This is a genomic window from Cytobacillus sp. Hm23, from assembly GCF_051842895.1.
GTDB lineage: Bacteria > Bacillota > Bacilli > Bacillales > SM2101 > Nanhaiella.
In genome coordinates this window covers 44,570-69,966 of record NZ_JBPXRQ010000008.1, presented here as the reverse complement: position 1 = coordinate 69,966, position 25,397 = coordinate 44,570, and the positions used below count along the sequence as shown (strand labels likewise).

At 33.6% G+C, this 25,397-nt stretch carries 25 protein-coding genes; 14 read left to right on the top strand and 11 right to left on the bottom strand.

Annotated elements, in window-relative coordinates; genetic code table 11:
* Nucleotides 1-20 precede the first annotated feature (20 nt).
* The 3 genes from ACSVDA_RS06740 to ACSVDA_RS06730 all read right to left on the bottom strand — a co-directional run bounded on the left by ACSVDA_RS06740 (nt 21) and on the right by ACSVDA_RS06730 (nt 4,106).
* A complete protein-coding gene (locus ACSVDA_RS06740) occupies nt 21-1,706 on the bottom strand; it encodes a methyl-accepting chemotaxis protein (protein WP_485881867.1) in 1,686 nt (561 codons plus the stop codon).
* A 400-nt stretch (nt 1,707-2,106) separates the two neighbouring features.
* Nucleotides 2,107-3,483: an MATE family efflux transporter gene (locus ACSVDA_RS06735; RefSeq protein ID WP_485881865.1), complete on the bottom strand. Its 1,377-nt coding sequence runs from the start codon at nt 3,481-3,483 to the stop codon at nt 2,107-2,109.
* A 185-nt stretch (nt 3,484-3,668) separates the two neighbouring features.
* Nucleotides 3,669-4,106 carry a MarR family winged helix-turn-helix transcriptional regulator gene (locus ACSVDA_RS06730; protein ID WP_485881863.1) on the bottom strand — a complete coding sequence of 146 codons (438 nt, stop codon included), beginning with the start codon at nt 4,104-4,106 and terminating at the stop codon, nt 3,669-3,671.
* A gap of 339 nt (nt 4,107-4,445) precedes the next feature.
* Here ACSVDA_RS06730 and ACSVDA_RS06725 point away from each other — a divergent pair, with 339 nt between their 5' ends.
* Complete coding sequence (locus ACSVDA_RS06725; protein WP_485881861.1) at nt 4,446-4,607, top strand: LPXTG cell wall anchor domain-containing protein; 162 nt, start codon at nt 4,446-4,448, stop codon at nt 4,605-4,607.
* Nucleotides 4,608-4,862: 255 nt separating this feature from the next.
* Here the strand turns inward: ACSVDA_RS06725 and ACSVDA_RS06720 are convergent, their stop codons facing one another.
* Nucleotides 4,863-5,063, bottom strand: coding sequence for a cold-inducible protein YdjO-related protein (locus ACSVDA_RS06720; RefSeq protein WP_320210574.1), 201 nt, complete (start codon nt 5,061-5,063; stop codon nt 4,863-4,865).
* A gap of 330 nt (nt 5,064-5,393) precedes the next feature.
* On the opposite strand from ACSVDA_RS06720, the gene ACSVDA_RS06715 reads away from it, so the two are divergent.
* On the top strand, nt 5,394-6,314 hold the full coding sequence (locus ACSVDA_RS06715; protein ID WP_485881859.1) for a DMT family transporter: 921 nt from the start codon (nt 5,394-5,396) through the stop codon (nt 6,312-6,314).
* Between the two features lie 121 nt (nt 6,315-6,435).
* Here the strand turns inward: ACSVDA_RS06715 and ACSVDA_RS06710 are convergent, their stop codons facing one another.
* Entirely contained in the window at nt 6,436-7,872 is a 1,437-nt protein-coding gene (locus ACSVDA_RS06710; protein ID WP_485881857.1) for an NAD(P)/FAD-dependent oxidoreductase, read from the bottom strand.
* A gap of 371 nt (nt 7,873-8,243) precedes the next feature.
* Between ACSVDA_RS06710 and sigY the strand changes: the two genes are divergently transcribed.
* The 6 genes from sigY to ACSVDA_RS06680 all read left to right on the top strand — a co-directional run bounded on the left by sigY (nt 8,244) and on the right by ACSVDA_RS06680 (nt 12,027).
* The gene (gene sigY / locus ACSVDA_RS06705) at nt 8,244-8,807 is read left to right on the top strand and encodes an RNA polymerase sigma factor SigY (protein WP_485881856.1); all 564 of its coding nucleotides are present in this window, start codon (nt 8,244-8,246) and stop codon (nt 8,805-8,807) included.
* Complete coding sequence (locus ACSVDA_RS06700; RefSeq protein WP_485881854.1) at nt 8,761-9,102, top strand: YxlC family protein; 342 nt, start codon at nt 8,761-8,763, stop codon at nt 9,100-9,102. The genes sigY and ACSVDA_RS06700 overlap by 47 nt, the downstream gene beginning before the upstream one ends.
* The gene (locus ACSVDA_RS06695; RefSeq protein WP_485881852.1) at nt 9,099-9,317 is read left to right on the top strand and encodes a sigma-Y antisigma factor component; all 219 of its coding nucleotides are present in this window, start codon (nt 9,099-9,101) and stop codon (nt 9,315-9,317) included. Before ACSVDA_RS06700 ends, ACSVDA_RS06695 begins: the two co-directional genes overlap by 4 nt.
* 34 nt (nt 9,318-9,351) lie before the next feature.
* Nucleotides 9,352-10,227, top strand: coding sequence for an ABC transporter ATP-binding protein (locus ACSVDA_RS06690; protein ID WP_485881850.1), 876 nt, complete (start codon nt 9,352-9,354; stop codon nt 10,225-10,227).
* A gap of 13 nt (nt 10,228-10,240) precedes the next feature.
* The gene (locus ACSVDA_RS06685; protein ID WP_485881848.1) at nt 10,241-11,029 is read left to right on the top strand and encodes an ABC transporter permease subunit; all 789 of its coding nucleotides are present in this window, start codon (nt 10,241-10,243) and stop codon (nt 11,027-11,029) included.
* Nucleotides 11,030-11,751: 722 nt separating this feature from the next.
* Nucleotides 11,752-12,027 (top strand): hypothetical protein, encoded by a 276-nt coding sequence (locus ACSVDA_RS06680; RefSeq protein WP_485881847.1) that lies wholly within the window; start codon nt 11,752-11,754, stop codon nt 12,025-12,027.
* Between the two features lie 329 nt (nt 12,028-12,356).
* Here ACSVDA_RS06680 and rarD read toward each other — a convergent pair whose 3' ends face one another.
* Both rarD and ACSVDA_RS06670 read right to left on the bottom strand, forming a co-directional pair.
* The gene (gene rarD / locus ACSVDA_RS06675; protein ID WP_485881845.1) at nt 12,357-13,268 is read right to left on the bottom strand and encodes an EamA family transporter RarD; all 912 of its coding nucleotides are present in this window, start codon (nt 13,266-13,268) and stop codon (nt 12,357-12,359) included.
* A 228-nt stretch (nt 13,269-13,496) separates the two neighbouring features.
* A complete protein-coding gene (locus ACSVDA_RS06670; protein WP_485881843.1) occupies nt 13,497-15,146 on the bottom strand; it encodes a M20/M25/M40 family metallo-hydrolase in 1,650 nt (549 codons plus the stop codon).
* Nucleotides 15,147-15,755: 609 nt separating this feature from the next.
* Here ACSVDA_RS06670 and ACSVDA_RS06665 point away from each other — a divergent pair.
* Together ACSVDA_RS06665 and ACSVDA_RS06660 are read left to right on the top strand one after the other, a co-directional pair.
* Nucleotides 15,756-16,349: a dienelactone hydrolase family protein gene (locus ACSVDA_RS06665; RefSeq protein WP_485881841.1), complete on the top strand. Its 594-nt coding sequence runs from the start codon at nt 15,756-15,758 to the stop codon at nt 16,347-16,349.
* 419 nt (nt 16,350-16,768) lie between these two features.
* Entirely contained in the window at nt 16,769-16,990 is a 222-nt protein-coding gene (locus ACSVDA_RS06660) for a hypothetical protein (RefSeq protein ID WP_320210563.1), read from the top strand.
* Nucleotides 16,991-17,236: 246 nt separating this feature from the next.
* On the opposite strand, the gene ACSVDA_RS06655 is transcribed toward ACSVDA_RS06660, so the two are convergent.
* The 3 genes from ACSVDA_RS06655 to lexA form a co-directional block, all read right to left on the bottom strand.
* On the bottom strand, nt 17,237-18,370 hold the full coding sequence (locus ACSVDA_RS06655; protein WP_485881839.1) for an alpha/beta fold hydrolase: 1,134 nt from the start codon (nt 18,368-18,370) through the stop codon (nt 17,237-17,239).
* 176 nt (nt 18,371-18,546) lie between these two features.
* Nucleotides 18,547-19,152, bottom strand: coding sequence for a TetR/AcrR family transcriptional regulator (locus ACSVDA_RS06650; RefSeq protein ID WP_485881837.1), 606 nt, complete (start codon nt 19,150-19,152; stop codon nt 18,547-18,549).
* A 717-nt stretch (nt 19,153-19,869) separates the two neighbouring features.
* Nucleotides 19,870-20,493, bottom strand: coding sequence for a transcriptional repressor LexA (lexA, locus tag ACSVDA_RS06645; RefSeq protein ID WP_485881835.1), 624 nt, complete (start codon nt 20,491-20,493; stop codon nt 19,870-19,872).
* Between the two features lie 242 nt (nt 20,494-20,735).
* Here lexA and yneA point away from each other — a divergent pair, with 242 nt between their 5' ends.
* From yneA to tkt, 4 genes are all read left to right on the top strand, one after another.
* Nucleotides 20,736-21,050, top strand: coding sequence for a cell division suppressor protein YneA (yneA, locus tag ACSVDA_RS06640; RefSeq protein ID WP_485881833.1), 315 nt, complete (start codon nt 20,736-20,738; stop codon nt 21,048-21,050).
* A 12-nt stretch (nt 21,051-21,062) separates the two neighbouring features.
* On the top strand, nt 21,063-21,713 hold the full coding sequence (locus tag ACSVDA_RS06635) for a YneB family resolvase-like protein (RefSeq protein ID WP_485881831.1): 651 nt from the start codon (nt 21,063-21,065) through the stop codon (nt 21,711-21,713).
* Nucleotides 21,714-22,335: 622 nt separating this feature from the next.
* On the top strand, nt 22,336-22,566 hold the full coding sequence (locus ACSVDA_RS06630; protein WP_214482369.1) for a DUF896 domain-containing protein: 231 nt from the start codon (nt 22,336-22,338) through the stop codon (nt 22,564-22,566).
* A 221-nt stretch (nt 22,567-22,787) separates the two neighbouring features.
* On the top strand, nt 22,788-24,794 hold the full coding sequence (tkt, locus tag ACSVDA_RS06625) for a transketolase (RefSeq protein WP_485881829.1): 2,007 nt from the start codon (nt 22,788-22,790) through the stop codon (nt 24,792-24,794).
* A gap of 139 nt (nt 24,795-24,933) precedes the next feature.
* Here the strand turns inward: tkt and ACSVDA_RS06620 are convergent, their stop codons facing one another.
* Nucleotides 24,934-25,356, bottom strand: coding sequence for a YuzC family spore coat inner layer protein (locus ACSVDA_RS06620; RefSeq protein WP_485881828.1), 423 nt, complete (start codon nt 25,354-25,356; stop codon nt 24,934-24,936).
* Nucleotides 25,357-25,397: the final 41 nt, after the last annotated feature.

Sequence of the window (25,397 nt, the reverse complement as noted above, 5' to 3'; positions counted from 1 at the left end):
TTAACTACACGTGCGATGTTTTAAGATGTTTTAAACTTTAATATTTGATTATGCAATGTATCTGCAAGGGCAGATAAGGCTTCTGCGGAACTCGTGATTTCTTCTGTAGTAGCTAATTGCTCTTCAGAAGCTGCAGAACTTTCTTGGTTTGCTAAAACAGATGAATGTGCCATTTCTTCTACAGATTTTGAGCTAGATACTAATTGTTCATTTGCTTCAGCCATCATTTGAATAGAACCCATAACCTCGTCTACTTTCGTAGCAACGTCAGAGATTAATTGAGATATATTACTGAATACGACATTTACTTCTTCAGTTAACGTAATGCCTTCATTTACCTTGTCAGTACCTTCACTCATATGTTTTACAGAACTTCTTGTTTCATTTTGAATCTCATGTAATACAGAAGCAATTTGTGATGCGGAATGCTTTGTTTCTTCTGCTAGTTTCCTTACTTCATCTGCAACAACAGCAAAGCTTTTACCATTTTCTCCTGCTCTTGCCGCTTCGATTGCAGCGTTTAAGGCAAGCAAGTTAGTCTGTTCTGATATATCGGTGATAATATCAATAATATTACTAATCTTATTAGATTTTTGATCAAGTTGAAATATTTGACTTGTGCTGTCAGTTACGATATCAGTAATCATTTTCATTTGTTCAACGACTTTTGTAACAATAATAGAGCCATTTTCAGAAGCTGCAGTTGCTTTTTTAGAGATTTCTACCATGTCACTACTATTAAGGGCTATTTCTAATGTATTGTCAGATACCTTCTTAATTGTTGATGAAATATCATTAATACCTTGTAGTTGTTGCTCAACACGTTCAGCTGAATGCTGAGTGAGTGTTGCCATTTGTTCTGTAGCCAGTGAACTTTGTCCTGTGCTTGCACTTAGTTCCTCAGCGGCTGCTGCGAGCTGATCTCCTGCTTCAGCAGCATTATTAACTAACACTCTTAAATTATCTTGCATCGTATTTATATCATTTCCTAACAAAGATAATTCATCTTTAGTCTTTATTTTGATGGGTTCACCCGTTAATTCTCCATCGGCAATTTGACTTACACGCATGCTTATCGTTTTTAAAGGATTAGTAATTTTCCTTCCTGCAATTAATGCGATAACAAAGGAAATGATTATTGCTAAGACTAGACCAATCAATAATAACGTTTTTGTAGATTGGTAAATTTTATTGTTTTGTGATGATAAGTCATTTGCGAGATCTATATTAAGCTTCATGAGCTTTCCGATCTTATCCTCAACTTTGTCGAATTGATCACCACCTAATGCAATACCATCACGAGCCTTTTCATACTGACCTTGCAAAATAAACTCAGTATTAGCCGAGGCTCTCTCTTTAAAAAGCTCCCAATCATCTTCTAATTGTTGAAAAATTTCTTTTTCTTCAGCAGTCATTGAATTTTCCCTATAGTATAATAGCATTTGATCAACTGTATCCATACTATTTTTTGCCTTTGCCGTCATTGAGCTATCTTCATTGACTAAAGCTTGTAGCATTTGAATTCGTGTGTTACTAGCATATTGTGCAATTCTACCAATTGAAGAGGTAGGTACTAGTCTTTCATCTACTATATTTTTTCCGTTTTCGTTAATATGAGCAATATTAACAATGGCATAACTCCCCAGTATAATGAGGATTATTATTAAAGATGAATATGAAAGTAACAACTTCGTTTTAATTTTCATCCGTGTCTCCCTTTCTAAAAGTGGTAACGTTAACATTTGCTTATTATGTAGTTGCTAAATCCATAGTGGAGTTAACAAAGCAACCTGTATTTTCTTCAAGCATTTCCATATTAATGCATGTATAGCTGTAAATCAAGATCATTTTTGTGAATTCTTATAGTATTTCTAATAAAGTAGGAGGGTTTCTATTTATTATCCAATAAACGTTCTGTGTAAAGAATCTTCGTGAATAGAACATAAAAAAAATTGATCGTTATACCGATCAATTTTTTTTACTATATAAATATACTATGTGTGTAGAAAAAGTAGTATTTATTATCAGCATCGGCTGGATGTACGTTATTGTCATTATTTTTTAAAAAGAACATTATGACAATAGCAAGTCATCTGTTAATTTATACTATGCGGAGGCACTTGCATTGCTATTTTGTGTTTGTTTCTTCCAAGTGATTATACGATCTTTCCATGCATAGGCGAAAGTGATGATAAATGCAAATAAATCAGCGAGCGGGAAAGCAAGCCACACGCCTGTTAACCCAAACAGACGAGGTAATAATAAAACTAGTGGGATTAAAAATAATACTTGGCGAGCCATTGATAAAATGAAAGCCGGTTTAGCTTTCCCGAGTGCTTGATACACACCACCAATAACCATTTGGAAACCAACTGTGACCATGAGTGCAAAGATGATTCTGAGCGCGTGTTCGCCCATCGTAATTGCCTGAACATCAGAAGTGAATATTGAAATTAATGGTTTTGCAAATACTAGAACAATTACGAATACCGCAGCTGAAATTATTGTTGTTACTTTAATGGATAACATTACTGTATCGTTCACACGTTCAGGTTGTTTTGCACCATGGTTAAAGCCAACAATAGGTTGCAAGCCTTGAATAACTCCGAACATCGGCATAACAGATAGAGCCATTACCTTATGAATCATTCCGAATACTGCTACTCCAAGCTCACCACCGTAAATAATTAACATCCTATTTACTGCAACAAACATAATACTACCTGCGATTTGTCTAATGAAAGCAGAAGAGCCGATAGTTAAAATGGATCTAATATATGATAGTTTTAGTTTGAGATGTTTAAATGAAATGCTCAAGCTACTTTTCTTACTTATAAAGAAATAATTAAATATATAAAGCGCTGCAACAACTTGTGAAATAATAGTAGCGATGGCAGCACCTTTGACACCCATATTTAATGTGAAAATAAATATAGGATCAAGGATAATATTTATAATCGATGAAACAATCATTGTTATCATGGCTGTTTTTGCGTTACCTTCTGCGCGTACTATATTGTTCGAAGACATAGCAAATGCAAAAAAGATCATTCCTAATAAAATAATGCTTAAATAATCCATTGCATAAGGAAGGATGGAATCTGTTGCACCGAAAAGTCGTAGTAACGGTTCTAGAAATAAAAGTCCAAGAATAATTGCTATGATGTTTAAGCCGAGTAATAAAGCAAGAAAATTACCAAAAACATGATTAGCTTCTTCTTGCTTCTTTTGTCCAAGTTTGATTGATATGACTGCCGAACCACCTATACCAATGGCAGCAGCAATTGACGACAATATTAATTGCAAAGGAAAGGCTATTGATACACCAGCAACTCCAAGCGTTCCTACACCTTTAGCAATAAAAATTGTATCAACAACGTTATAAAGCGACATAACTAACATGCCGATCATTGCAGGGATGGATAACTTAGACAATAGTTTGGGTATTGGTTCGGTACCTAATATTTCACTTCTATTATTCATACATATTCCCCCATTTGTAATTTATTAGCTTCCTAACTTTTTGTTAATACTTTTTCCCAACCATCATCCTTAAAGTGACAATAACATAATTAACATTAACCAATGTGGTTAATGTTAATGAACTAGTTTAGATATGGATAGTTGGTAGATGATCTCGAAGAGGGGAGTCAAAGTCTATACTCTCTTTATTCATTTGCTTCCTTGCAAGTATTTTTTTTCAACTTCTTTAACCAGGATACCAATAGGGCCTTTTCTTCAGGTGAAAATCCACTTGTAAGATCATTTTCTAAATCGACAATGATGTTCCATAGCTGTTCAATCTTTTCGGACCCATGATTAGTTAAATAAAGCCTCTTCAAGCGTCCGTCTTTACTGTCACATTTTCTTGTGACAAGTTCTTTATTCTCAAGCTGTTCAATTAACCCGGTCAATGAGGAAGGTTTAATTTGCAAAGCATCAAGTAGTTCTGACTGTGATAAACCCTCCTTTTCTTTTAGATGATAAAGAACGCGGTATTGTGCGATCGTTACTCCGTGCTGCTCTAATTTGTTATTCTGTATATTTGTAAGTGTTCTAGCAACTACTTTTAAGTTGAAACCAACATGGTTGAGATAATCATCCATTTAGTTAGCCTCCTAATTATTATATTATAAAATATACACCTAATTATGTCGCAATGCAATAAGAATGCTTAGGAAAATATTAGTACGGTACTATATAATTATTTAGGATACGAAAAATAATTATAAATCGTATAATAAATGTTATAATAAAGTGCAAAAAATAGAAGACGGATGAATATTTTATAATACATAAGTGGAGAGCTTTTTTGAATGTAACGATGGATTTTCATGTAACTGAGAATAGATTATGCAGGCACTATTGGACTAAGATTTGATTTTTAATAGAAAAATGTATCAATGTGAATAGTGCGCAACATAAAGACTAGGGAGGAGATGGAATTGATGAAGACAAATATTATTCAGCAAAATCATAGTATCTCTTATATAGGGTTTTTGCTTCTTTCTATAATATCGTTGGTATCTCTGCGCAAAATTAAAAAAATCGAAAACAAAAGACTTGAAATGAAAGAAACAATAGCTGAATTTCATGGGAAAATTTAAAGTGAAATGTACAGAGGGTTGTAGGTTGCTACCTATGAAGGTGTAGTTTTTTTAACAGGAGGTTAGTCGCTTCATTCAATTTGTGTGAGTTCTTGGACAAGTTCATGTTTCAATCGAACCCGTGCCATCATTGTCATATTAGTACACCTGATGATGGCACGGATCATTATTGAGCTTCTGAAAATAACAAACTATGCTTATAGAAATGGTTTGTTAATGGTTAATATGGTTCGTTGATAGATAATATTATTGAGGTTATGAAATAATGGAGTTATTGTGAACGATTTCCAACTCTTTAAATGCCATCTCCATCTCACTATTACAAGCTGGGCAAGTAGTTTGGTCTTTACTTCTAAAATTATCTCTCACCCAACAATTACACAACTCAGATGAGCATACCCATATTTTTGTTTCTTCTGTTTCGATTTCTTTGATAACCTTTTTGCCAAATACCATCCAATCAACCTCCTAAGTGATGTAACAAGAGAAGCCATCCGATTTTGGATAGCTCCATTTGTTCAGGAAACGATTTACTTTCTAAAACAATTCGTCCAAAATTTAATATATGCAATTTTTGATAAAACATTCATGAAAAATAAACAAGTAACTTACCTTGAAGTAAACGATATTATAATTAATACTTGTACATTACTTTAATTTTTATTATTTTGCAAATTTTACAATGCTTTTGAAATTATTTATAATTAATATTTATTGTTATTAAGAGTATAAAGTGCATTTCCAATAGAAATAAACTAATGTCGGACAAAAAGGAGGGCAATATTAATGAAGACAAAGATTTCAAGCTCAAAGAAATCGGCAGCTATGGTTGGCATGATTGTAGCAATGAGTATTTTTGGATCTATTGGATTTGTAGCTGCAAAAACTGGACTTCATGCGTTTGAATTAGTTTTTGTGAGATGTGTTTTTGCTTCATTCTTTTTAGGCGTATTTTGGTTATTAACAGGAAAATTCGCTTCGGAAAAATGGAATAAACATGAAGTAAAACAAATTATTTTTTGTGGTCTTATACTAGTATTAAATTGGGTGTTTCTTTTTAAAGCATTCGAAATGATGCCTGTCACAGTTGCTGTATCAATATATTATTTAGCCCCGGTGATTGTTTTACTACTTGGTAGTCTTTTTTATAAAGAAAAGTTAACAGTTGTAACTGTTATAACGATAAGCGTCTGTTTTCTAGGGACAATGCTCGTTTCGGGTTTAGGAACTAATACTCCATTTGGCCAATTATTCTCATCTGGTCTCATTTGGGCATTTTTAGCAGCGGTACTATATGCTTTTCTTACACTATTAAGCAAAAACATTCGCCAATTAAGTTCATATGCAGTGACTGTCATTCAAACAACACTCGGTGCGGTTTTGTTATTACCTTTTGTTAATTTTGAAGCGTTCGTGGGGTTAGAAACAAGTAATTGGATTGCTGTCACACTCATCGGATCTCTCCATACAGGTGTTGTCTATTTTTTGTTTTTTGGAAGTGTGAGACATCTTTCTGCGGGTTTAATATCAGCGTTAGTATTTTTAGATCCAATTGTAGCCATTCTACTCGATACAATGATTACAGGTTTTCGACCTAGCTTTTTACAAATGATTGGCATTGTGCTCACATTTATAGGCATGGCGATTACTTTAATGTTGTCACAAAATAAACGATCTACAAAGGTGGATGAGTCTGCAGCATCATAACACAATTGGTTGTTAAACATAATAAAAGACGAATAATAGCAAGCGAGGAAAACCACATGGGTTATATGGATGCCCATGTGGTTTTTAGGAAAGTAGTACATGATACTATTTAACTACTGAACTATTTAATTGTTTCTATAATATCACGGGCAATCCATACACCACATGCACCAGCTTGAGCAAGACCACGGGTGATACCAGCGCCATCACCACCAACATAAAGTCCATCTATTTCTGATTCAAACTTATTATTAAGATTCGGTCGTGCTGAATAAAACTTAGCTTCAACTCCGTAAAAAAGTGTATGTTCAGATGCAAGACCAGGAGTTACATGGTTGAGTGCTTCTGTCATCTCGATTAAACTTTTCATCGTGTTATAAGGTAATACAAGACCTAAATCCCCTGGTACTGCTTCTTTTAAAGTTGGTTCTAAAAACCCTTCCTTCATTCTTTTTTCAGTTGAACGGCGACCTTTTAATATATCACCATACTTTTGAACGATGATCCCACCGTTTGATAAACGGTTTGCTAATCTAGATACTTCGTGTGCAAACTCATTTGGTTGATCGAATGGTTCAGCAAATTTATGTGATACGAGTAAAGCGAAGTTAGTATTACTACTTCCTAGATTAGGATCTTTGTACGAATGTCCGTTAGCTAACATGATCCCAGAATGGTTTTCGACAACAACATGACCAGATGGATTACTACAGAAAGTCCGAACCGTTGTACCTACAGAAGAATTGAATACAAATTTACCCTCATATAAATGTGTATTAATTTCCTCCATCACTATATCTGATGTCTCTACCCGAACACCGATATCTACTTGGTTATTTATCATGTTAAGTCGTCGTTTTCTAAATATATTTGATAGCCACGCAGAACCGTCTCGTCCAGGGACAATAACGACTTTTTTAGATGTTATAATTTCACCGTTCGTAAGTTCGATTCCTTTCACTGTATGATGACCATCAATCTTTTCAGTAATGATATCGGTAACTTCAGTTTTAAATTTCATCTCTATTTTTCTTTTTAAGTATTCATAAATACTTTGTAGTATTTGAAGATTCTGTTCTGTTCCAAGGTGACGAACTTGTGCACGTAATAATTTTAACCCTGCTGCATAACCTCTTTTTTCTATGTCACGAACTTTTGAAGTTAAGGGGTCTGTAATTGTTTCTGTAGCTCCGTGTTGTAAGTTAATTTGATCAACATATTTTATAAGATCAACTACTTCAGAATTAGGCAGGTAATCTGTCATCCATCCACCAAATTCACTTGTAATATTAAATTTACCATCAGAGTATGCACCTGCTCCACCGAAACCGTTTGTTATTGAACATGCTGGTAAACAACCTGAGAAATCTTTTTTTCCAGCTGGTGGAGGGCATTTTTGGATCTTTTTCTCTAGAATTGGACAATGTCTACTGTATATATCGTGACCTTTATCTATTAATAGGACATTGGCATGTGGCATTTTTAAGGAAATTTCATAACTAGTAAAAATACCAGCTGGTCCTGCACCGACAATAATTACATCATAATCAAAATTCATGAGAAATCCTCCATTGACTTTATATTGTGAATTTATAAATATTATTTTTTTGCTCTAACCAGAGGATAATATAACAATAATTTAAATAGATGTCAACCAAACCACGAATAATATTAATGTGAATAAATGAAAATGTTCGTAAAAAATACAAAATTATTTCAATAGTACTTTAAATGTTTTAATCTTAGGCTAAAGATTTGTTTATAATATGTTTAGGCAGTGAAAAATTATTATAGCTCACTACCATCTCAATATATTTTTCAAAATGATAACGAATTTATGTAAGATTTTTTGAACGAATCTAATATGTGTAGCGTATTATTATTGACTCTAAGGCTTGGGTGATTGGGTTTCCATGAAGGAGGGTGGGTATGCAGGAACAAGAATTAATAGAGAATGCAAAACGAGGAGATTCAAGAGCTTTTGCAATATTATTTCAAGATCATTATCCCTTTTTAGTAAAGTATTTAATAAAAGTCACTATGAATTACAATTTGGCAGAGGAACTTGCTCAAGAAACGATGACAAAATGCATTGAAAAAATAAGGTTATACAATGGGAAGTCGGCTTTTTCTTCGTGGCTTATTTCTATCGCTACAAATGTTTATATAGATCAATGTAGAAAGAACAAACGTGAAAAAAAATGGCTTGAACAAATGCAAGCTTTGCGGGAAATGAAATGGAAGTTTGAAACTCAAAATGAGGATTGGGCTGATGTTAATCAAGCATTGGGACAATTATCTAGTAATTACCGGATCCCCATTGTACTAAAGCATTATTATGGATATACGTATGAAGAAATATCAAAAATGCTTAATATATCAGTAGGTACAGCTAAATCACGTATTCATTATGGAATAGATAAGATTAGAAGGGAGTTGAAAATTAGTGACGAAAAACAAAGTAACACACATCGACGACAAAAAAAGCTATAAGAGCACTGTGGAAGAGGTTAATAAAGGCTTAGCAAGTATCGATAATCAGTTCTCAATAGAAACACCAGATTTAAGCTGGCTTGAACAAAAAATTGTAGCGGATAAATTAGCTTTGAGAAAGAGATTTATACGAGATTTATGCATATACGTTTTGATAATCTTGACCGTAGGCTCCGGATTAATTGTGATATTAACTAAGTCGCCAGCTATTTTTGTTGCATTACAGCTTGTTGTCACTGCCATCCTTCCAATTATCGTTTATTTTACAAAGGATAAGCAGGTGGCTGATGGATGACTAGCGAAGAATTAATTGTTATACCAATTGTAGCCATCATACTAATTACTCAAAGTACCTTGTTATTTTTTGATGCTAGAAAACATGGCTATAACTATTGGCTGTGGGGAATTATTGGGTTAATACAAGCCCCTATGCCATCGTTATTTTATGTGCTATTTGTGAGGAGAGGTGGATACTATTTTAATAAGAGAAATAAGAAGCACAAAAAATGAAATATTTCTTCATTAATAGAAAGAGGGGAATACCGTGAATGTCATTCAGATGAATAATTTAACGAAGTTTTTTGGTAAAAATCGAGGAATTGAAAATGTTACCTTAGAAGTTGAAGAAGGGGAAATATTTGGGTTTATTGGACCTAACGGCGCAGGCAAAAGTACAACCATCCGTACATTATTAAACTTAATATATCCTACTAAAGGAAGCGCTACTGTTTTCGGATTGGATGTAGTAAAAGATACGAAAGAAATTCGTAAAATAATTGGTTATCTTCCTTCAGAGGTACATTACTACGATGATATGAAAGCCAAAGATCTACTTCAATATTCTTCAAAATTTTATAAACTAGATACTACAGCTAAAATTAATGAATTAGCTGAAAGGTTAGATTTAGATTTAACGAGAAAGGTCGAAGATTTGTCATTTGGGAATAGAAAAAAAGTAGGAATCATTCAAGCTCTTCTTCATCAACCCAAGCTATTAATTTTAGATGAACCTACAAGTGGATTAGACCCATTAATTCAACAAACGTTCTTTGATTTACTTCATGAATTGAGGGATGATGGAACAACCATCTTTTTCTCTTCACATTATTTAGGTGAAGTACAAAAAATGTGTGATAGAGTAGGAATTATTAAAGAAGGAAGGGTATTGAAAGTAGAACAGATTGAACAGCTCCGTCATAATCAATTTAAAAAAGTCTCAATTCTGTTCTCTGGACAACCGCCACAAGGCTTGGACCTAGAGGGTGTTATTAATCAAGAAGTAATTGGTGATGAAATGCATTTTTTATATAGTGGTAACGCAACTGCGCTAATTAAGCAGTTATACAATTTCCAATTAACAGATATTAACATTGAGGAACCTTCATTAGAGGAAGTGTTCATGCACTATTATGAGAATTAAGGGGAGAAAAGCAATGTTATTCAAAAGGGAGTTTGTAAAAGCACAGAAAGCATTATGGATTTGGATAGCAGTTCTCGGAGGGTTAATGATAATGATGTTAAGTATGTACCCTTCTTTTGCGGAGCAGCAAGAAACATTAGACCAATTGTTAAATGCTTACCCGGAAGCTATGCTACAGGCATTTAACATGGATCAATTTAGCTTGCATACGGTTCTTGGATTTTATGCAATTGAAGGCTATTTGTTTACAACATTGTTCGGCAGTATATACGCGGTCCTACTAGCTTCTAGTATTCTCGTTAAAGAAGAAAGTGAGAAGACAGCAGAATTTTTACTTTCTAAACCGATAACTCGAACAGAGATTGTAGGACAAAAATTATGCGCTGTGTTATTATCTTTAATAGTCTTTAATATAGCATTGTCGTTAATCACATACATTGGTTTTACGGATGAGCCTATAGAATCAAAGACATTTTTTCTAATCACCATAGCACCTTTTCTACTACATTTAACTTTTGCAGCAATAGCATTCTTCATATCTAGTGTGATGAAAAAATCGAGAAATATAATCTCTATATCGCTAGGTATTGTATTAATTTCATACTTTTTAGATATCATATCCGGCATTTCAAATAAATTTGACGCAATAAAATATTTTACGCCGTTCGAATATGTTGATTCCGCCTCAATCATGATTGATAACACGATAAAACCTCTGTACTTGATAATTATGCTCTTAATCATAACAGTGAGTTTCTTAGGGGCATTTACTGTCTATCGAAAAAAAGATATTGCTTCGTAAACTTATATTAAAAAAAGCAGAATTATTTAAAAGCCGTTACCCTCATAATTGAGAAGTAATGGTTTTTTGTTTAGGGGTTGCATTTCGCAATAACAGTTGTTTCTCGTGCTAAGAAGTAAACATGTTGCAACTACGGCTCGTAACACTTTTTCTTCCAAAATATCTTATTCATTCAAAATAACGACGTTCGTTTGTTGAAGAAGGGCAACTAAATTTACGGAAAACACTTATGTGTAATAAAATACCATTAAAAAATAATGAATAGAATATGATATTATTGTAAGTAAAGCCAGTTTTCGCATTGATTGTTATTTTTCTTTCTGAGAGAAGAGCATGTATACATTTAGTGTTCATATCTTTTCTAGTTTTACGATTATTGATTTTTAATAACAATAGCGACAAAGTTTAAGAGAAGAGCCTAATTATAATAAGCTATTAATCTAAGGATTTTTAGAATGGTAAGAGGTTCGCTTACGCTTACATAATTTAAGGCTAGGCTATTTCCGCACAGATTGGGGCTTTTCCTACTAAGATATAAGCACGTATACGTGGCATCTTTTCTACTTTTCAATTATTGAGCTCTTATAAAATTCATCAGTCTGTCCATTTTTAATAACAATAGCAACAAAGTTTAAGAAAAGGGCCTAATTTTATTACGAAGAATGGTAAGGGACAAAATCTTTATAAAGCAAAAAAATGTAAGTGATGGAGTTGAAAATAGATTGACTAAAATACTAAAACAAATATATAGGATCTTGAAAGTAGCTCTGCTAGTTTTCGGGAGTACCGAGTTAGTATTTGGCAGGCCGTTTTTAGGAGTTCTTTCTATGGGGGGATGGTTCTTAATTGATGGAGTTGAGAAAATAATACAGAATTTTAAAGAGGGTAATAGAAAAGGTATCATATTTAATGTGATATTTTTATGTGTGATCATAGGGTTTTTTTGGTGGCGAGGCTATGATATATATAATTGGTATCATTTTGATTACAGATATTAAATTCAATGAATTAACTCACATGGAAAAACGCTTTTGATGCTAACTTCGTCCATGGCTGAATAAAGTAAAATATGTAAAACCAGTCAGTACATATTAAGCTTGTATGCTAATTATCTAGCAATAGAAACAGGTGAGAATATTCAATTACCTGTTTCTATTTGTCAGCTGTTATTATGGCTGTTTTACATTGATGATTGTTTTTCTTAGACATAGACACGAAAGCAACTCTCTCTCGAGGTAACTTTTTCGTCATTAAAATTAGAATGGCATGAAGATTCAGCTAGTTATAATAGCATTAAAGCTTTGCGGAAAAAGCCTTGAATTAAAGTTCACGCACGTAGAGTTTTCTTCTCTGTTTGTTTACCAAGATGTAAATTTGAAGCTGTATAAATAACAAGACCACACCAAATAGACGTAAAGCTTGCTAGGTGAACTTTTGTAAATTCTTCTTTAAAGATAAATACCCCAATTAATAAACTTATTGTAGGAGCTAAGTATTGAAAAAAACCATTCATTGATAACGGAATGCGCTTTACTCCCTCTGCAAAGCATATTAATGGTATCGCTGTTGCTACTCCACTTCCAATTAATAATAACACTGTGCTGAAAGAACTCGATAAGAACAATCCTGTACCTTGTGCTTGTATCGTTCCAAGATAAATGAAAGCAATTGGAGTAACGATAGAGGTCTCTATTGCGAGACCGAAGAGTGAGTCCAGTTTAACTAATTTTTTTGCTAATCCATATAGGGCAAAGGATAGTGCCAATGATAATGCAATCCAAGGGACCTTTCCATATTGCAACGTTAATATTCCTACTCCTATCCCTGCAAAGAGAACAGATATAATCTGCCATTTTGTTAATTTTTCCCGTAAGACGAGTACACCGAGTAATACACTTAAAAGGGGATTAATATAATAACCCAAACTAGCCTCAACAAGGTGGTCGGTATTTACCGCCCAAATGTATATAAACCAGTTTCCACTTACTAAAACCCCTGCAAGAAATATGGCTGCCAGTTTCTTCGGTTGATTTACTAATGAACTTAACTCTTTTTTAAAATTCATAAACCTATTTTTAAAAATAATAATTGATAAAACAAATATAAAGGACCAAATAATTCTGTGAGCAAGTATCTCACTAGCAGGAACATGCTCAATCATTTTCCAATATAATGGAAGTATCCCCCAAAGCACATACGCAATAATTGTATAAGATATTCCAACCTTAGTTTGCTTCAAAGTATATCACTCATTTCACTTAAGAATATTTTCTATTGTAGTCAACAACAGTGAAATGTGCAATAAAACTGTTCTACGATTTATAGCTATGATATTGTTCTGTTATCAAATATTCCAAAAAATTAAACGACATGATCACGATCGAGTAACCTTGTTGGAATGACGGTGTATATCTAGTTTATCTGTTTGAAGACTTTTCAGTAGATCAGAACAGAGGAAAAAATACATTTAACAACCTTGATCAGATTTCGAGTAAACAAATAATCTTTGGATGCAGTATGGGAACAACTCGAGCATCGTGTCACAAGTATAATTAATATCTAATCGCTCTGTCCATTTATGAGCATCTCGTCCTATTGGTCCAACATTTAATACAGGTATATCTAATTGCTTTAAATCTTCAATTGGCAGTGAATATCCATGATCCCAAAGTGGGAAATTAGCAATTAATGGTTGAATGGATGATGGTGAATGTTGGAGTCCGACATAGCTTAAATCGGATATACCATTAAAAAACAGCACTTGCTGAAATAGTATGTTGTGCATACGGTTAGCATGGATATTTAAGTCTGACATAACTTGTTGAATCATTGGATGTTCATGGGAATAGACAGCTGGATAAAAGGGTGGAGCAAAAAAGAGAACGATCATTGGTGATAAATGTTTACATAAAGAAGAAAGTTGATCAACTATAGTAATAGAAAGCTCTCGATCATCTAGATTTTGCTTATGCTGTTCGAATATTTCTTGATGCAATGCTTCTATTCTTTTACTTCCGTACCTTTCTTTCGCGTATATAACGAGCTCTTCATACGTATAAACTTTTACATGTATGGATGGTGTTTCAGAATTTGTTAATGCTGTAAAGCTGCTAGCTTTATCAACAAATGACTGTTGGATACGTAAGGCAGCTGTATTGGTAATTTTCTTTAATTCGTCTTTTAGTATATTCAATGGTTTTTTAAACATGAATACATTAAAGAGTGTCACAGCTTTATTTGTTACTTGAACAGAGTATTCTTTTTGTAGATCATGTTGAATAAGGGCAGTTGGTGGTGGGGTTACTTCATTATTTATTTTTTCACAAAGAGTTGTATTTAACTCTAATTCATCGTTAACGATTGAAACCATGTAATTGGCATTTAGCCCTGAAAATGGCTCACCAACATGTGTTTCTTTGCCATAACAAAAAAAACCGGGCAAAACTTTGCCAATTGTTCCGGTATAAAGATATTTTGTTTGATCGCCTGGAAAACGTGAAAACATCGGTTCCGAATTGAGTACAGCAGTATATGTTAATTTGTGAGTATTAGCTAACTCGAGAAGGGTAGGTATAGCAGATCTCATACCTACAGAATTCACTTCCTCATCAGGAACTGTTAGCAATAAAATATTTCCATCAAATTCCCCGTTACATGCTAACTCAATCATTGCCATGTGCATAGCTAGGCCACATTTCATATCCATCGTACCTCTTCCGAATAACCAATCCCCAGTATTTAAATCATCTCTTACTTCTTTTGGCATCTCAAGTTTGTGTTTATAGAAATATGCTGTTAACTTTTTCGCATCAAATGCAAGGTGATGGAGGTTGCCGTAATCAGCAACGTCAACGACGTCAAAGTGGCTAAGGAGGATGATGGTTTTTTTACATTTGTCAGACTTTTTAACTAGAGCTGTCGCAAAAAAACGTCCATCGTCTGTTGCATGTAAGGATATTTGATCTTTGTGATTTTGAAAATAGGGTAGTGACTCGAGTTCAGAGATGACAAATTGTGGTAACCATGTTTCTGCTTGTGAACCAGTGACACTAGGAATACTTACAAGCTGGCAAAGAAGATCTATGAATTGCTGCTTTGATTGCCATTTAATACTCATATGACTATCCCTCCACATACTTTATAAAAAAGTTATTTATTATAAATCCTTAAATAACTCGAGGCTTTTTGCATCGTTTGTTCATATTGTTCTTAAATATAAACACATATTTATCTAACGATTGTTTGTACCTTTTCTCCTTTTTAAATTATTGAGCTCTCAAATAAACTCATCATACTGGACATTTTTTGTAAAAACTGTAACAGAATTTACGTAATGAGCCTAATTAAATTTGTTAATTATTCTACTAGAAAAATTTACAAATTAATAGACTATTATTTAATTATTATCAAAGTTACAATAATGTGAATAAAATGAACACATTTTAGAAAAAGCATCCAATAATAATTCAATTGAAAATTTCACCTAATTAACAGATCCGAACAAATGAGAAGTCTAAATGTTGTTGAAATGGTTCTGATCGAACATTTTATTTACTCTTGTTAACAATTGACAACAATAACAAGTAGGTTATACGGTTGTTGTCATCGTTATAAAGAAAAGAATACCCACTGCATTAATTGTTGTTACGTATTCCATGTACGAGCAACAATTATTACAATGAAGCAATTGAAGAAATAAGGTCAATAATTATTAGGGGTAAAGTAAATGATTTCTTACAAAAATAATTCAGACAAATTAGTGATCGTTGTTCATGAAATATACGGTTTAAATAGGCATATGAAACATATATGTAAAGAACTATCAAATAAAGGCTTTGATGTGATTTGTCCCAATTTATTTAGAGAAAACAATGCATTTCATTACGATGAGGAGAAATTGGCTTATCACCATTTTGTTAATAAAGTCGGATTTGATATAGCAACTACATACGTTAAGGCACTTTTAAAAAAATACAGGCAGGAATACAGAAAAATCTTTATTCTTGGATATAGTGTAGGTGGGACCGTCGCATGGCTATTCAGTGAAGACCAAAATTGCGATGGAGCTATTTGTTATTATGGCTCAAGGATAAGGGATTATCTTGACATGATTCCAACTTGTCCCACACTACTAATTTTCCCAGAGAATGAAAAATCATTTAATGTTGATCAATTAATTACTAAGCTAAAGGATAAAGAAAAAATCACCATTAAAAAATATAGAGCAAATCATGGGTTTAGTGATATCTACTCAGAGCACTATTGTGAATTATCTGCTGAGCATGCATTTAACGAATTGCTACGCTTTTTATGTAGTTGATAGGAAGGGTTCTTTGTAAACTATGTTGCATTTTTTCACTTACATTTGTGTATTATATGATTTTAATAGTCTATAGAGAAGGAAAGATGCCGAACATGTTTAGCTCTTATTATAAGGCTCTTTTCGTAAACTTTGTTCAAATAGTTCGAAAACAGAAGATAAAGGTAACGTTTTATAGAAGAAATATGCCCTGAATACTAGTTTTATACGTGTTATATTTTAGTACGACATGCATCATCCTATACGAACCCACTATTATAAAAAGCAACAACTAATGCGAAACAAGCCATTAGAAAAATTTGAACTAGGTAGAAATGTTAAGGTATTGCTGTTTTGAGCCGTACTTTTTTGTCAAACTCATGAAACTTCATACTATTATTATTCGTATATTATATATAACTAAATGTGGGGGGATTTCTATGGAATTTATGATACTTGGGTTTATCTTATTAGTTATTATTATCTCAATTACTGCTTTTAGTACTGGAAATGCTAACAGAACAAAACATCGTATTCATCATCGGACAAGTTCATCCACTAGTAGTAACGATGATGGAAATGGTGTAGGTTTATTTTCATCTGATTACGGTAACGGAGACAGTGGGGGCAGTGGTGACAGCGGTGGGGGAGGGGGAGAATAAATAAAACTGCTTTAATTAACTGTATTTTTAAATAAAATCCCATCAATGAGATTTTATATTTAGTCATCGTTGTACAGAAGAAAAAATGCCCACGACTCTAGTTATACGTGTTTATTTCTTAATACAAAAAACAACAACCAATACGAAAACAGTCTAAATAAAAACCCCTTAACTGATTTATATTAGTTAATGGGGTTTTCTTCAATAGCTTAGCTTTATCTTTATCTCTATAATCCTTCAAATTTGTTATTCTTTTTCATTTAACCAATTTGACATGACACTAAGAGCAAGGCCAAAATTTCCAACCTGACAGTGATTATGAGCATGATCATCTCTAGTGAAGATTCTTTCAGTTATAGATTTTGCATTCGTTAGAGCTTTTACTTGAATATCGTGCATCTTCAACGGTATAAAATGATCTTCTGACCCTGTTAATATTAATACATCTTGTGTAACGTGTTCTGATTTTAAATGTGCAGCATTGAATTCTAATAATGCCATGCCACCATCTAACGGAGTATCAGTTTTAGTAATATACATTAAATTATCTGTTCCCCATCTTTCTTGTGGCATCATCTTCATTTTTACATCAGCCATCCAATACATTAATTTAGGGTGTTTGAAAAGCCATAAAGCAAATTTCTCAATTATAGGTGGGGGAATTTTCATGTAGTCGTAGGCTATACTAAGAGCTATAACTCGTTTAATTCTCTGTTCATGCGCAGCTGCTCTAAAACAGAGCCAGCCACCCATGGACACACCTAATAAGGTTACGTTATTTAACTGAAAGTAATCTAGAACGGCTTTCGTTGGTTTTTCCCACTCATAACTAAGTGCTAAGTCAGATTTTTTTAAGGCACCACCTTGCCCTGGACCTTCAAATAAAATGACCTCATAGTTTAATTGTACAAAATAGTTTGCCATGGAGTATAGCTCTTCCATAAAGGAATCAAATCCTCCATGAATCACAATCGTTCCTCTGCCATTTTTATTGTTAGAGGGTAGTCTCATCGCAGGTAAGAATACATTTTCGTATGGTATGTTATGACGTTCAATATCATGTTCAACAAATAGGTCATTATAAAACATTTCAATGAATGTATCATAAAGTCTTAATTTATCTGGGTCATTCGGATGAGCAAAAAATTCTGCAGCCCTGTAATAAAATGTTCCATTCATTAAGCGTTTTTCATCAATAGCTTTTTCAGCCTGCCTTATCATTTCCTCTTTCCAATCTTCTAACTTTTTTATTCTGCTTGCTGCATCTACCATATCTTCTTTTCGTGTGTATCCCATTGAATACCAGCGATTCATTTGATAGTCTATAATTTTTGTTTTATGAAAATCATGGTATCCTACAGGATAATCAAATTGAGTCATATAATAACTCTCCTTTTCAAATTAAGCTTGTTATTTTGAAAACTAATTGAAGGCAGAAAGGAATTATTACTTTAACGATGCACTGATGTAGCATTTATTTATCTTACTCCAAATTATCAACTGGACAGGTAAAGACTTGATACTTTGCTGATGTCAACATGTGATGGTTATGATCATTACTGATCTGCTAAGCCATTTTTCAGGAAATCAATTAAGTGGTTTAGACTTGATTCATAGTTGTCAGGCTTTGACATATCAGCTACATCCACAATATTAGTGAACAAAAAACCAATTAATGATTGGACGAATTCGAGTGGTAGTGTCTGCCTTATTTCACCTTTGTTATAGGATGCTTCAATGAGCTTGTTCATTTGATCATTATCCTGAAAATTATGCCTTGTCAACGCCTTTTCGTATATGTTAGTTCCTTTCTCTTTAATAAAGCTGTTTGCAAAACGGTTAATATCTGGGTATTCATTGGCAAATTGCATTCCAACTCGGATTTGTGTTTTAAATATCGAAAAAATGTCTTTGGCATAATCACTTGGCTTCATAACCTTGACAAGGAATTCTTGCTTTTTATGAATTAAAATGTCTATGAGATTTAAGTAAAGATCTTCCTTGTTGTTAAAATGATAGTAAAATGATCCCTTACTCATATTCGCCGTCTTCAAAATATGATTTAATGAGGCTTTTTCATAGCCTTTTTCCACAAATTCATTTAATGCTGCTTGCATTAAATCATCTGAGTGTTCGAATTCTTTATTAAATCCTTGCGTCAATTACATCATCTCCTACAAGTTTTTAATCTTAATAGTTAGCTCTGTTCGTAAACTTTGTTGCTTTAGTTCTTTATACTGAAGATATAGACATCGTTACTCAATATACATCGTTTTATATGTGAAATGATGGCACGAAATCTAGTTGTATTCGTGTTTGTGTTTTAGTACGAAAAACACGCTATGCGGAAATGACCTAATAGTTAATGGAGCTTTCTTATTATATATAATAGACCGTACGGTCTAGACCGTCAAGTCTAACTCAAGGTAATAAGCATAAAATTAATGGTCATAGTGAAGGAAATATGAGAGCAAGTTATTAAGCAATTCATTGAATGATAAAGTTAAAACTAAAGACTTTTTTGTGAACTTTGTTTTTTACTAAAAACGGACAGCATTATTAGTTTTATAGGAGATCAATAATTAAAAATGAAGAAAAGGTGTCTCGAACACTATATATACGTGTTTATATCTTAAAACTAAAAGCAGCAACTATTGTGAAAATAGCCAATAAAAATAATTTGGCAGGGAGCTTACTATATGACAAAAAAATCCTTAGCTCAGACGTTCTAAGCTAAGGATTGGATTATAATATGAGATAGTATGAATACGTTAAAGAGCATTGTGGACTGCTAACCTGTATGTTAATCGAACTGATTGGTACAACCTTTTATAATTTGTCAAAGAGTAGATCATACATTCATTATGTAACATCATGTTTTAATGAATGGTACGATACACCCCGATCACTTTTCCTAATATAGCTACATTACGAAGAATAATAGGTTCTAAAGTTGAGTTTTCTGGCTGTAGTCTTATGTAGTCTTTTTCTTTAAAAAATCTCTTAACTGTTGCCTCATCATCTTCCGTCATTGCAACAACGATATCTCCATTGGAAGCAGTTTGTTGTTGCCGAACAATGACGTGATCCCCATCTAATATACCTGCTTCAATCATGCTATCTCCCATTACTTCAAGCATAAAAACATTTTCGTCAGGAGATACAAGTTTATCAGGAAGAGGGAAGTATTCTTCAACATTTTCAATCGCTGTTATTGGTTGACCAGCTGTTACCTTTCCAATGATCGGTACATTCATAACGTTATTTTTTGGAATTACATCAGCAGGATTTAAATCTAATATTTCAATTGCTCTAGGTTTCGTTGGATCTCTACGGATTAATCCCTTACTTTCTAAACGAGATAAATGACCATGAACCGTTGAGCTTGAAGCTAGCCCTACCGCTTCTCCAATTTCTCTAACAGAAGGTGGATATCCCTTTGATTGTACTTCTTGTTTTATGAAATCCAGTATGTCTTGTTGCCTTTTCGATAATTTTGCCATCGTTAGCACCTCATTATAATAATCTTTTCTATGGTTAGCATGTATACCCGTCCATAACATTTAAAAATTAAGATCATCTATTAAGACGATAAGGATATACTAGAAAGATTTTACTTTCATTCATTATAGCACGACTTGTCATGTATAACAAACGTAAGTTCGTAAAATTGTTGACATAAAACATTTGTTCGTATACAATAACTAAAAACGAACATGTATTCTGTTGATCAGGGGGACTTATTATGAAACAATCTAAAATTTACTATATCTTGTTTTTTACTGTTTTTATCGGCTTTGCTTTTGCACTAATTACTTCTTATAAGGATATCGAGAAAAATGATTATATCATTATTAAAGTAGAAGATGGTGATACACTATGGGATATTGCTTCCGAGTATAGTAACAGTCACGATTTGTCAATAAATGACTTTATCAGTTGGGTAGAGGATGTAAATCAAATTGCTCCTGATAGTATTTTTTATGGTGATGAAATTTATATTCCAGTGTTAAAATCAGAAGGTAATAAAATGTATGATACTTATGCTGTTAACAATTAATCGGAGGTAGAAATGGAAAAAGCAATAATATATTGTCGTGTTAGTACAAATAAACAAACACAGGAGACATCATTAACACGACAAAAGGAAGAATTACTCCAGCTTGCAAACAGTTACCATTTTGATGTGAAGAAAGTGGTTGTAGAAAGAGCAAGCGGATATGACATGGATAGAGATGGCATTTATGAATTATTGAATGAAATTAAGGAACAGCAAATCGATGCCCTTTTAATACAAGATGAGACAAGGCTAGGTAGGGGTAATGCAAGAATAGCTTTGCTGCATTTTATTTTAAAAGAAAAAGTTAAAATATATACTGTTCATCATCATGGAGAGCTACAATTGTCTGAAGCTGATTCCATGATGTTGGAAATTGTAAGCATTGTTGAGGAATATCAACGCAAAATACATAATTTAAAAATTAAACGGGGAATGAAACGTGCTATTGAAGAAGGTTATAAGCCAGAGAGGAATTTAAAAAACATCCATGCAAGCTCAGGTAGAGAAAGAAAAGAAATACCTATCGAGGAAATTATAAGGTTACGTCAAAATAATCTCACATTTTCAGATATAGCGGCTACATTACGTGGTCTCGGATTTAATGTGTCAAAAGCAACGGTACATCGACGGTATAAAGAATATATGCATAATAAATTAGAGTAGATGGCTAACAATAGAATGGAAGAATGCTGTAGTATACAATTTAAAATTGTATACTTTTAATACGTTGTTATTGTAAGGCAATTTCGTTAGGCTCTGTTCGTAAGCTTTGTTACTATTGTTTACAAATTAGTACAATATAAGTGACTTTACATGTTAGTCATCGTTGTAGGGAAGAAAAGATGTCACAACCTTTAGTTGAGTCTTAATACGAAAAACAATAATCAATTCGAAAACAGCCTTTCGTAAACTTTTGTTGCTATTATAATAACAAGAAGACAGAAAGACGGAGTTTTGTCGGATCCACAAAATTATAAGTAGTAGAAAAGGTACCACAAAAGCTAGATATAAACGTGCTTAAATCATAGTCTGAAGTGCAACAACCTTTACGAATTTAGCCTATTAAAATGGCACTTTTAGCAATACCATTGTATTCAACTATAGTGGAAGGTTAGATCGTATTATAATGCTATTGACATTATTTTCAACAAAGAGAAGATACGATAAATACTAATTGCATAAGTCTTTAGTTTTTTGTACTAAAACAAAACCGTTGAAAATGAAGCTCTCTTCTTGTAATATGTACAGAACATAATATTCTATTGTATAGAAAGGAAGCATTTACGTGTTATCAAATGAAAAAATTAATCGTATTAACTATTTGTCAAAAAAATCGAAATCATCTGGGTTAACGGATGAAGAAAAACGTGAACAACAGGATTTACGTAAGGAATATATTCAATCGTTTCGTAATTCGATGGAAAATACTTTACATTCAGTCAAAGTCGTAGATAAAGAAGGAAATGATGTTACACCTACAAAGTTAAAAAAGAGTAAGAATAGCCGTTTTCACTAAGGCTATAGTTATTGGTATTCGTAACTTTTTATTTTAAAATCTTCCTAAATTATAAGCTGAATGAAGGAAGTTTAAGGATACATCATAGTATGTATCGTTTTTTGTACATACTATGATAAGATGTTTTCTTGAACAAAATGTATCTTTTTTTCACAATGTATGTACATTTGTTCATTTTGAATATATGATATGTACTATAATGATTGAAAGGGTGGTATTTTATGTCACTTAATATTGATGATTTATCTATTGCTGCAATCAGAACTTTATCGATTGATGCAATTGAGAAAGCTAACTCAGGACATCCTGGCATGCCGATGGGAGCTGCTCCTATGGCATATACGTTGTGGACTAAATATATGAACCACAACCCGTCTAATCCTCAATGGTTTAATCGTGATCGCTTTGTATTATCAGCTGGGCACGGATCAATGCTATTATATAGCTTATTACATTTAAGTGGTTATGACGTAACGATGGATGATATTAAAAACTTCCGTCAATGGGGAAGCAGAACACCAGGACACCCAGAATATGGGCATACTGCTGGAGTAGAAGCAACAACAGGGCCACTTGGTCAAGGTATCGCGATGGCTGTTGGTATGGCTATGGCTGAAAGACATATGGCATCTACATATAATAAAGATACATTTAATGTTGTAGATCACTACACGTATACAATTTGTGGTGACGGTGACTTAATGGAAGGTGTATCAGCTGAGGCAGCATCGCTCGCAGGTCACCTTAAGCTAGGACGTCTAGTTGTGTTATATGATTCAAACGATATATCTTTAGACGGTGACCTCGATAAGTCATTCTCTGAAAGTATCAAAAACCGTTACCAATCATACGGCTGGCAGTATATTCGTGTTGAAGACGGTAATGATATACAAGAATTATCGCAAGCAATTGAAGAAGCGAAGGCTGATACTGACCATCCAACGATGATTGAGATTAAAACAGTCATTGGCTACGGAGCACCTAATAAGTCAGGTAAGTCAGCAGTACACGGATCTCCACTAGGTGCAGATGAGTTAAAATTAACGAAAGAGGCCTACAACTGGACATTTGAAGAAGATTTTCATGTACCGTCTGAAGTGTACGACAATTTCTCAGATACTGTGAAGGATGCTGGTAGTAAAAAAGAAGATGAATGGAACCAAATGTTTGCTCAGTATAAGGAACAATACCCTGAATTAGCAGTACAACTAGAAGCAGCTATTACAGGAAAGCTTCCAAGTGGTTGGGAAAAGGAATTACCAACTTATGAAGAAGGAAGTAGCTTAGCGACAAGATCCTCTTCTGGTGAGGTATTAAATGCTATAGCTAATAGTGTTCCACAATTTATAGGTGGATCTGCTGATCTAGCAGGGTCTAATAAAACAATGATTAAAGAGTCAAATGACTTTATGCCAAATTCATATGAAGAAAAAAATATATGGTTTGGTGTACGTGAGTTTGCCATGGGAGCTGCTCTAAACGGCATGACACTTCATGGTGGTGTGAAAGTATTTGGTGGGACTTTCTTTGTATTTTCTGATTACTTGCGTCCTGCCATTCGCTTAGCAGCTTTAATGAAATTACCAGTAACTTATGTATTTACGCATGATAGTATTGCTGTTGGTGAGGATGGACCAACTCACGAGCCAGTTGAACAGCTGCCAGCACTACGTGCGATGCCTGGTCTTTCAGTCATTCGACCGGGTGATGCGAATGAGACAGCTGCAGCTTGGCAGGTGTCAATTGAAGCTACTGATAAGCCACACGCACTTGTGCTTACACGTCAGAACTTGCCTACTTTACCAAACACGAAGCGTGATGCATATGAAGGTGTAAAGCGAGGAGCATATGTTGTGTCTCCAGCAAGTAATGACAATGTAGATGCATTGCTATTAGCATCTGGTTCAGAGGTTAGTCTAGCTGTTGAGGCGCAGAAGTCATTAGCTAATGATGGCATTCATGTATCAGTTGTTAGTATGCCGTCTTGGGATCGTTTTGAAGAACAACCACAAGAATATAAAGATGCTGTTTTACCTAAAAATATTAAAAAACGTTTAGGTATTGAAATGGCTTCTTCATTAGGCTGGGAAAGATATACTGGCGATGAAGGTGATATTTTAGCGATCAATCAGTTTGGCGCATCTGCACCTGGAGAAAAAATAATGGCAGAGTATGGTTTTACAGTTGAAAATGTAGTAAACAAAGTAAAGAACTTAATACAAAAATAAGCAAAAGAGGGCCTTTTTAAAGGGCTCTTTTTTTTAGGCTGCTTTCGCATAGATTTTATTAATTAAAACGAGATTATACTGTTGAGTAAAACATCTGTTTAGGAACTAAAGCAACAAAGTTTACGAAAAGAGCCTTTTTTTAACTTCTCCAACGTAAAATAATACTTAAATGGCAACAATCAATTCCACTAGTTGCTAAAATAAAAGTGATTGTAATACCATCTGGATTAAATGAACATTCAACTTCTGAAGTAATACCTGTTGATTTAATTAATTGTTCAACTTTATTTAACTGAGACTCTTGAGCGGCGGTCATGACCTGATGTGCAAATTCCTTAGAGTAAGCAATTTTATTTAGAACTAAAGCAGCCTCACTCATCAACTTTTGCATTTCTTTTGCGGATTTACTAAACATTGTTGTGTCAACAGGAGGAAATTGTCTGTTGTTATATGGGTGTCGACTAGTATGGTTTACATGATAGTCATTAAGTAACTGAGGGGAATTATATATTATTTGATAATGACATGCATTAGGATCGAAATTAACTCGGGATGTAAACACCTTATCATACCTCCTTCACTATTTCAGTTTAGCTTTTTTTG